Annotated in this window: 8 protein-coding genes and 1 other annotated feature; all 8 genes read left to right on the top strand. The window is 38.5% G+C overall.

Translation table 11 applies throughout. The annotated features are described in order from the left end of the window. Positions 1-244 (top strand) — a binding site (T-box leader). This feature is flagged as partial in the annotation. An 82-nt stretch (positions 245-326) separates the two neighbouring features. Further along, positions 327-2,969 carry a valine--tRNA ligase gene (locus tag AC1DRF_RS11750; RefSeq protein ID WP_477740798.1) on the top strand — a complete coding sequence of 881 codons (2,643 nt, stop codon included), beginning with the start codon at positions 327-329 and terminating at the stop codon, positions 2,967-2,969. Between the two features lie 96 nt (positions 2,970-3,065). Beyond that, positions 3,066-4,364, top strand: coding sequence for a bifunctional folylpolyglutamate synthase/dihydrofolate synthase (locus AC1DRF_RS11745; RefSeq protein ID WP_427075326.1), 1,299 nt, complete (start codon positions 3,066-3,068; stop codon positions 4,362-4,364). Positions 4,365-4,520: 156 nt separating this feature from the next. After that, positions 4,521-5,078 (top strand): DUF420 domain-containing protein, encoded by a 558-nt coding sequence (locus AC1DRF_RS11740; protein WP_013059351.1) that lies wholly within the window; start codon positions 4,521-4,523, stop codon positions 5,076-5,078. Between the two features lie 185 nt (positions 5,079-5,263). Then, positions 5,264-5,455, top strand: coding sequence for a hypothetical protein (locus tag AC1DRF_RS11735; protein WP_097824636.1), 192 nt, complete (start codon positions 5,264-5,266; stop codon positions 5,453-5,455). Next, on the top strand, positions 5,452-6,207 hold the full coding sequence (locus AC1DRF_RS11730) for a prepilin peptidase (RefSeq protein WP_097824635.1): 756 nt from the start codon (positions 5,452-5,454) through the stop codon (positions 6,205-6,207). Before AC1DRF_RS11735 ends, AC1DRF_RS11730 begins: the two co-directional genes overlap by 4 nt. Before the next feature lie 118 nt (positions 6,208-6,325). Next, positions 6,326-7,399, top strand: coding sequence for an SPOR domain-containing protein (locus AC1DRF_RS11725; protein WP_427075325.1), 1,074 nt, complete (start codon positions 6,326-6,328; stop codon positions 7,397-7,399). A 110-nt stretch (positions 7,400-7,509) separates the two neighbouring features. Next, positions 7,510-8,079 carry a Maf family protein gene (locus AC1DRF_RS11720; protein WP_043976108.1) on the top strand — a complete coding sequence of 190 codons (570 nt, stop codon included), beginning with the start codon at positions 7,510-7,512 and terminating at the stop codon, positions 8,077-8,079. A gap of 15 nt (positions 8,080-8,094) precedes the next feature. Continuing rightward, positions 8,095-8,778, top strand: a 684-nt coding sequence (radC, locus tag AC1DRF_RS11715) for a RadC family protein (protein ID WP_013059346.1), incomplete at its 3' end; no start/stop codon positions are given.

Below are 8,778 nucleotides of genomic sequence, written 5' to 3'. Positions count from 1 at the left end.
TAAATACAGTGAATAGGAAGAGTACGGGATGTTCGTCTTTCAGAGAGAGAAATCAGCTGCTGTGAGATTTCTTAAGAATGTGCACTCGGAATGTCGCCTATGAGTAGCTTTTTTGAACAGCTGCATAGCTCAGTAGAAAAAGCCGGTTAATCAACCGTTATGAAATGAAGTGTATAGGCTTATCAAACGGGATACGTCTATAAAAAAAGGTGGTACCGCGAAATCAACTCCTTTCGTCCTTTTATTAGGAAAGGAGTTTTTTTATGTTTATAAAAGCTTTACACAGTTTCTAAAGACTGAAACTTTATATTATGGAGGTATACATTATGTCTGAAAAAGAAGTGACTCTTCCAACGAAGTATGATCCAAAAGCCGTTGAAGAAAATCGTTATCAGTATTGGTTAGACGGGAAGTTTTTTGAAGCAACAAATGACCCTGAAAAAGAGCCATATACAATTGTAATTCCACCCCCAAACGTAACGGGCAAGCTGCATTTAGGCCACGCTTGGGATACAACGTTACAAGATATCTTAACGCGTATGAAGCGCATGCAAGGCTATGACGTTTTATGGCTTCCTGGCATGGACCATGCGGGGATTGCAACGCAGGCAAAAGTAGAAGAAAAGCTTCGCAGCGAAGGGAAAAGCCGCTACGATCTAGGCCGCGAAAATTTTGTAGCCGAAACATGGAAATGGAAAGAAGAATATGCAAGCTTTATTCGCCAGCAGTGGTCGAAGCTAGGACTTGGCTTAGACTATTCACGCGAGCGCTTCACGCTTGATGAAGGCCTTTCTAAAGCAGTGCGCGAAGTATTCGTAACGCTTTACAAAAAAGGATTAATCTATCGCGGAGAATATATTATTAACTGGGATCCAGCTACAAAAACAGCTCTTTCAGACATCGAGGTTATTTACAAAGATGTACAAGGTGCGTTTTATCATATGCGCTATCCGTTGGCAGATGGTTCTGGACATATTGAAATCGCAACAACTCGTCCTGAAACAATGCTAGGAGATACGGCTGTAGCTGTTCACCCTGAAGATGATCGTTATAAGCACTTAATCGGCAAAAAGGTTGTCCTTCCGATTGTAGGTCGTGAAATTCCAATCGTAGGCGATGATTATGTAGATATGGAATTTGGTTCTGGTGCGGTGAAAATTACGCCTGCTCATGACCCGAACGATTTTGAAATTGGAAACCGCCATAATTTAGAGCGTATTTTAGTGATGAATCAGGACGGTACGATGAATGACAAAGCAGGTAAATATGAAGGAATGGATCGTTTTGCTTGCCGTAAGCAAATTGTTAAAGACCTTCAAGAAGACGGTGTATTGTTCAACATTGAAGACCACATGCATTCAGTAGGTCACAGTGAACGAAGCGGTGCCGTTGTTGAACCTTATTTATCAACTCAATGGTTTGTAAAAATGCAGCCGTTAGCAGATAAAGCAGTAGATCTTCAAAAGCAAGAAGAAAAAGTAAACTTCGTGCCTGATCGTTTTGAAAAGACATACTTACACTGGATGGAAAATATTCGCGACTGGTGTATTTCGCGTCAGCTTTGGTGGGGACATCGCATTCCAGCTTGGTATCATAAAGAAACTGGAGAAGTATACGTAGATCATGAGGCTCCAGCAGATATTGAAAACTGGGAACAAGATTCAGATGTATTAGATACATGGTTCAGTTCAGCGCTATGGCCATTCTCAACAATGGGCTGGCCCGATGTGGATGCAGCAGATTTCAAACGCTACTACCCAACAAACGTGCTTGTAACAGGCTACGATATTATTTTCTTCTGGGTATCTCGTATGATTTTCCAAGGTCTTGAATTTACGGGTAAACGTCCGTTTGACGATGTACTCATTCACGGTCTTGTACGAGATGCTGAAGGTCGTAAAATGAGTAAATCACTTGGTAACGGTGTAGACCCAATGGAAGTAATCGAGAAATACGGTGCAGATTCTCTTCGCTACTTCTTATCTACAGGAAGCTCACCAGGACAAGATTTACGCTTCAGCTTTGAAAAAGTCGAAGCGACGTGGAACTTTGCAAATAAAATTTGGAATGCTTCTCGTTTTGCATTAATGAACATGGACGGCATCACATTTGAAGAGCTTGATTTATCAGGCGAAAAGTCAGTTGCTGATAAATGGATTTTAACGCGCTTAAATGAAACGATTGAGCACGTAACAAAATTAGCTGACAAATATGAATTCGGTGAAGTTGGACGCATTCTCTATAACTTTATTTGGGATGATTTCTGCGATTGGTACATTGAAATGGCTAAACTTCCTCTTTACGGAGAAGATGAAGCAGCTAAAAAGACAACTCGCTCAATTTTAGCTTATGTACTTGATAATACAATGCGACTTTTACATCCATTCATGCCGTTTATTACCGAAGAAATTTGGCAAAGCTTGCCGCATGAAGGCGAATCGATTACAGTAGCTAAATGGCCGGAAGTACGCCCTGAGCTTTCTGATAAAGAAGCTGCTAACGATATGCGTTTACTTGTAGATATTATCCGTGCTGTTCGTAACATTCGTGCTGAAGTGAACACGCCGATGAGCAAACAAGTAAAATTATTTATCAAAGCTAAAGGTGAAAATATTCAAAACCAGCTTGAAAAGAACCGTGCGTATGTAGAACGTTTCTGTAATCCAAGTGAGCTTGTGATTTCAACAGATGTTTCATTAGATGAAAAAGCAATGACTGCTGTTGTAACAGGCGCAGAATTAATTTTACCTCTTGAAGGTTTAATTAATATTGAAGAAGAAATCGCGCGTTTAGAAAAAGAATACGACAAGTTAAACAAAGAAGTAGAACGTGTACAAAAGAAATTAAACAACCAAGGCTTTATTGCAAAAGCGCCTGCTAAAGTAGTAGAAGAAGAGCGTGCAAAAGAGCAGGATTATGTTGAAAAACGCGAAGCTGTTCAGTCTCGTATTGCTGAATTACGCGGATAATCGACGGGTTAATGAACCAACAGAAAAAGCGTGGCTTGTATAGCGACGCTTTTTCTCTACATAATAATAGCGATGGAAAAGAAAGGTGAATAAAAGATGATAACGACATATGAAGAAGCGCTTGATTGGATTCATAACAGACTTCGCTTTGGAATCAAGCCGGGGTTAGAACGAATGGAATGGATGCTAGAGCAGCTTGATTTTCCGCAGCAAAATCTAAATGCTATTCATGTTGCTGGGACGAATGGTAAAGGTTCTACCGTTTCTTATTTGCGAAACATGTTAGAAGAAGCAGGGTATAAAGTTGGAACGTTTACTTCTCCTTATATCGAAACATTTAATGAACGGATCAGCGTGAATGGACAGCCTATTTCAAATGAAGCAATGACCGCTCTTGTTCAGGAAATAAAGCCTGTTGTGGAGCGACTAGAACATACAAGTTTAGGATCAGCAACGGAATTTGAAGTGATTACAGTCATGGCTTTTCTTTATTTCGGCTATCATGAGTCAGTTGACTATGCTGTGTTTGAAACAGGTCTTGGAGGACGATATGACTCAACAAACGTTGTGAATCCTATGGTGAGTATTATTACAAACATTGGATTTGATCACATGGCAATATTAGGTGATACGGTAGAAGAAATTGCAGCAGAAAAAGCGGGGATTATTAAAAAAGAAGTCCCTATTATTACCGGTGCAGAGCAAGTGAAGGCGCTTGATGTCATTACTGAAGAAGCAAAGTCAAAGCATGCTTCGTTATTTGTGTTAGGAAAAGATTTTGACATTAAAAACTATGAGCCATTAGCAAATGGAGAAGGCTTTGCGTTAAAAACGCCGTATGGCACATTTGAACATTTAGAATTAAATATGCTTGGCTATCATCAAGTGAAAAATGCAGCTTTGGCTCTCATGGCCGTTTGTTATTTAAAAGAAAAGAAAAAGCTTTCTATCTCCAATGAGCAAATGATAAAAGGGATTCAGCATACAAAGTGGAACGGCCGCTTTGAGATAGTAAATGAGCATCCTTTAACGATTATTGATGGGGCTCATAATGCAGAAGGCATTGATAGCTTGTTATCTACTTTACGCCTTCATTATGAAAATCGAAACATTCATTTAATTTTCAGCTGCTTAAATGATAAAAGTGCTGATCGAATGGTTCAAGAACTTGACACAATCGCTGCAAGTATTACATTTACGTCGTTTGACTTTCCTCGTGCTCGCGCAGCTGGGGAGCTTTATGAGATGAGTACTCATCATAATAAGCATATGGATGAAGAGTGGAAAAAAGCAATTGCTTACGTAAAGGAAAAGGCGACAGGTGAACAAGACATGGTCGTGATTACAGGGTCTCTGTATTTTATATCAGAAGTAAGGGCTTTTCTTCTAAAATGAGCAAAAGCAGCAAGTGAAATCTTGCTGCTTTTAACATAATGTGAGGAAGGGATACGGATAATAAGGAAGCACTAAGTTCAAAGTATTGTCACTTTCACCCCCTAGGTAAGTGATATATAATAAACATGTACATCACTAAATAAGGAGATTGTTAACATGAGTAAGAATAATGAAAAAATTGTACCAAAAAGTAATAAAAACTTTACCGGTATTATTCTTACCTTTTCAGTGATAGCGAATGTTATTATTTTACTGCTATTCTTTTCGAATATTGGCTATCAAGGAAAAGTAAGTTTTGATTTGACTATCTTTCCACGGTTAAATGCTATTTTGAATAGTTTTACGTTTATTTTTTTAGTTGCAGCGTTGATTTCAATTTTTAGGAAAAATATTAACGCTCATAAAGGTTTTATTTTAGCAGCATTCACTTCCACACTGCTCTTTTTAGTTTCATATTTAACATTCCATTACATTTCCACAGAAACAGCTACGTTCGGTGGAGAAGGAATCGTTCGTCCCATTTACTTCTTCATTTTGATCACACACAGTTTCCTAGCAGCGATTATTGTTCCGCTGGCACTGTTTGCACTTGTGTGGGGCTGGACAATGCAAGTTGAAAAACACAAAAAAATTGTGCGATGGACAATGCCAATCTGGCTTTATGTAAGTCTTACAGGTGTAATTGTCTACTTATTTATGGCTCCTTACTATTAAAAGACGTCTGCTTTTGCAGACGTTTTTTTATGCTGTTTTTGTTTTTTAGTGGTATAATCCTTATTACCTATAAAAAGTGTGTTTTAAGGAAGGAGGCATACAGAATATTACTTTTATGGGTATTATGATTCAGTTTATTAACCAAGGAGCTGTTTGATACTAATCAATAAAGGAGAGATATTGAAATGGATAAACTGTCAACGAGGAATAAAGGAATTTCTCTAATGAAAGTGATTGTACTGGTTATCGTAATAGGTCTTCTTGCAGCTTTTCTCATTCCGTTTCTTGGCAGCTATTTAAGGGAACGAGATACATTCCTTCACTCAAAAGAAAACCTACAATTAAGCAGCAGGCCTGAGATGGAAGAAATAGTATGAGTTTAATTTACCTCTATGCCTTTGTTTCAGGTATCACGTTAGGTTCATTTTATAACGTAGCAGGACTTAGAATACCTCAGAAAAAATCTATTTTATCTCCAAGATCTCATTGTCCACACTGTTTATACGTTCTTTCTCCACAACAATTAATTCCCATAGTCTCCTACATTAAAAATGCAGGAAAATGTAGTATGTGTCACAAAAAAATCTCCTTCATCTACCCATTCATAGAATTTTCGACAGGAAGTTTATTTGTATATGCTTTTTTTAGATTGAATATGACGTTAGAACTGATTGTCATATTAACCTTTGTTTCTTTTTTAACAATTATAGTTGTCTCAGACATAGCCTATATGATTGTCCCAAATAAGGTGCTGCTTTTCTTTTTACCTATCTTTCTACTTGAGCGTCTTTTCATTCCATTAAATTCGTGGAGTGATTCCTTAATGGGAGGAGGAATCGCATTTTTTCTCCTCTTTCTAATCGCATTTCTCAGCAGAGGAGGGCTTGGAGAAGGAGATATTAAACTGTATGCTTTGATTGGTATTGTGCTTGGAGTAAAGCTTGTTTTGCTATCGCTTTTTTTAGCTATATTAATAGGCGGAATCGTTAGTATAGGAGCGTTATTAATGAAAAAGGCAAAGGTAGGTGTACCAATTCCTTTCGTTCCATTTATTTTTATAGGCACAATCGCTGCTTATTTTCATGGAAACGAATTGATAGATTGGTATGTTAGCAACTATTTTTATTGAGCTTCAAGTCTTCGACAAATTTAAAATTTCTGTAACTAAATAGCGAAAACCTTTTGTAACAAGACGACAAATGTCTTGTTATTTTTTTTTTCTTCTATGATAGCATGGAAAAAAGTGTATGTTTTATGTCGGTTTACCTCAGCTTGCAACCGGTACTAAGACTACGTTAACTAAAGGCGGTGGGGCAGTGGACAAGCAGGAACGAAAAATTTCAATTAAAATCAACGGTCAATCCAAGGAAGAACAAGTGCCAGAAAAAGACGAGTTTACGTGGGTTCTTCCGGAACCGGGATCCACAGATTCTCATGTGGAAGAAAATAAAGTGGTGTTTATTGAAGATGTAAGAAATGAAAAAAAGAAAAAGCCGCGATTACATCCTAAAAATGTTTCGATTAAAACGGTAAACGGCGGTGTGATCAAACGAACAGCTGTGATTGTACTGCTAGCAGTTGGAATAGGCAGCGGCATCGGTATGGTTGGTGTGAAAATGATGACAGGAAGCGAACAGCCTGTAAGCAAAGCACAAACAAGTGAGCAAACGAAAGAAGAAAAAACTTCTCAAACAGCGTCTACCACTGAAAGTGTTGGTAAAGCTGAAAAGAAAAGCGAACAGGAATCGAAGGGGACATCAGCTGCTGCTTCTACTTTAGAACCTTTTTCCTTTTACATTGTTCAAGCAGGTGCTTTTTCATCAAAAACTGCTGCAAATAAAGCAATGGATAAATGGAAAGAAGAGAACGAAGCAGGCGAGATCTTTTCACCTAAAACCTATTCTCTTGTCGTTGGTGCTGCCACTGGAGAAGAAAAAGCGAACGCACTTAGTAAAACTTATAAACAACAAGGTAAAGATGTATATGTAAAGTCTTATGAAATTAAGCCCACTAGCGAATTAGGGAAAAAAGATCAAACGGTTATAACAACAGCGCAGCCGTTTATGGCTAATCTCTTAGATCAATCTGTTAAAGCGATTGAAGGACAGCGGGTAGCCGATATCAAATCTCTGAAAAAAGAGCTGAAAAAAGTTCAGAAAGAAGCGTCAAATGAAGACATTAAAACCATGGTGAGCACCCTTCAAAAAGCTGCTGCTTCTCTGTCTTCATATGAAGACAATAAAAGCAGTAAAGATGCTTGGCTTGCTCAGCGATACGTGTTAAAAGCTCTTCAGCAGTATGAAAGCCTTGTAACGTCTTAACAAGTGAGGTAGTGTAATGCTGCCTCACTTGTTTATTGTCATTTGGAGATGAAATTGCTAAAATAACGGTGTGTCCTTCTTTTTTAAATCAAAATGCAAAGGTGAGATGTATGAAACAAACATTAATTTTAGCCTCAGGCTCTCCTCGTCGAAAAGAATTACTTCAGCAGCTTCACATTCCCTTTACCGTTCACGTTAGTACAATTGAAGAAATCATCAATCCATTATACACTCCGTCCGAGGTAGTAATGGATTTAGCTAGGCAAAAAGCAGTGGACGTCGCTTCGCATCATAAAGAGGATATTGTCCTAGGTGCCGATACAGTTGTCGTATATGGCAATCGTATTTTAGGAAAGCCAAAAACGAACCAAGAAGCGATTGAAACACTTACGATGCTGTCAGGTCAAAAACATCAGGTGTTAACTGGAGTAGCGTTCGTATCAAATGCAAAAGTTCATACGTTTTATGAACAAACAGATGTAGAGTTTTGGCCGATTGAAGAAGATGAAATCGTACAGTACGTAGAGTCAGGAGAGCCTATGGATAAGGCTGGTTCTTATGGAATTCAAGGTCTCGGTGCTGCGCTAGTTAAAAAAATTGAAGGAGACTATTTCTCCGTGGTGGGCTTGCCGCTCTCCCGAACAATACGTGAGCTAAAAAAATACGGTTTCGTTTACTAAAAAGGAGTGGCGAAATTGGATCAATCATTGTTAATTAAAGATTTTCCTCAAGATGAAAGACCTCGAGAGCGCCTTGTGTCAATGGGTGCTTCTAGTCTTTCTAACCACGAGCTTATTGCTATTTTGCTGCGCACTGGAACCAAAGATGAATCTGTTCTTCAGCTGTCCAATCGCATATTAACGCATTTTGAAGGTCTTCAACTTTTGCAGCATGCATCGCTTGATGAAATGATGAATATTAAAGGTATCGGACCTGCAAAAGCAATTCAAATTATAGCGGCTATTGAAATAGGTAAGAGGATTGTACAGCGGAAATCTAGTCAGCGATATACCATTCATGGCCCTGAAGACGGAGCTAATTATGTGATGGAAGAAATGCGCGTGCTGTCTCAAGAGCATTTCGTCTGTTTATACCTCAACACGAAAAATCAAGTTCTCCACAAGCAAACCATTTTTATCGGAAGCCTCAATTCATCTATTGTCCATCCAAGAGAAGTATTTAAAGAAGCCTTTCGTCGTTCCGCTGCATCCCTTATTTGTATTCATAATCATCCCTCCGGCGACCCTACTCCCAGCAGAGAAGATATAGAGGTAACGAAGCGCTTAAAAGAGTGCGGATTTATCATAGGAATTGAATTGTTAGATCATTTAATTATCGGAGATCGAAAATATATTAGTTTAAAAGAAAAAGGATACATG

This window comes from Priestia sp. P5_B4, from assembly GCF_056400385.1.
Note: the sequence above shows the minus strand (reverse complement) of the source record. Positions and strands in the feature narration are given on the sequence as shown.

Excerpts from the sequence above, each read along its gene's own strand:
- AC1DRF_RS11750 (WP_477740798.1), top strand. The coding sequence starts at position 327 with ATGTCTGAAAAAGAAGTGACTCTTCCAACGAAGTATGATCCAAAAGCC.
- AC1DRF_RS11745 (WP_427075326.1), top strand. The coding sequence starts at position 3,066 with ATGATAACGACATATGAAGAAGCGCTTGATTGGATTCATAACAGACTT.
- AC1DRF_RS11740 (WP_013059351.1), top strand. The coding sequence starts at position 4,521 with ATGAGTAAGAATAATGAAAAAATTGTACCAAAAAGTAATAAAAACTTT.
- AC1DRF_RS11735 (WP_097824636.1), top strand. The coding sequence starts at position 5,264 with ATGGATAAACTGTCAACGAGGAATAAAGGAATTTCTCTAATGAAAGTG.
- AC1DRF_RS11730 (WP_097824635.1), top strand. The coding sequence starts at position 5,452 with ATGAGTTTAATTTACCTCTATGCCTTTGTTTCAGGTATCACGTTAGGT.
- AC1DRF_RS11725 (WP_427075325.1), top strand. The coding sequence starts at position 6,326 with ATGTTTTATGTCGGTTTACCTCAGCTTGCAACCGGTACTAAGACTACG.
- AC1DRF_RS11720 (WP_043976108.1), top strand. The coding sequence starts at position 7,510 with ATGAAACAAACATTAATTTTAGCCTCAGGCTCTCCTCGTCGAAAAGAA.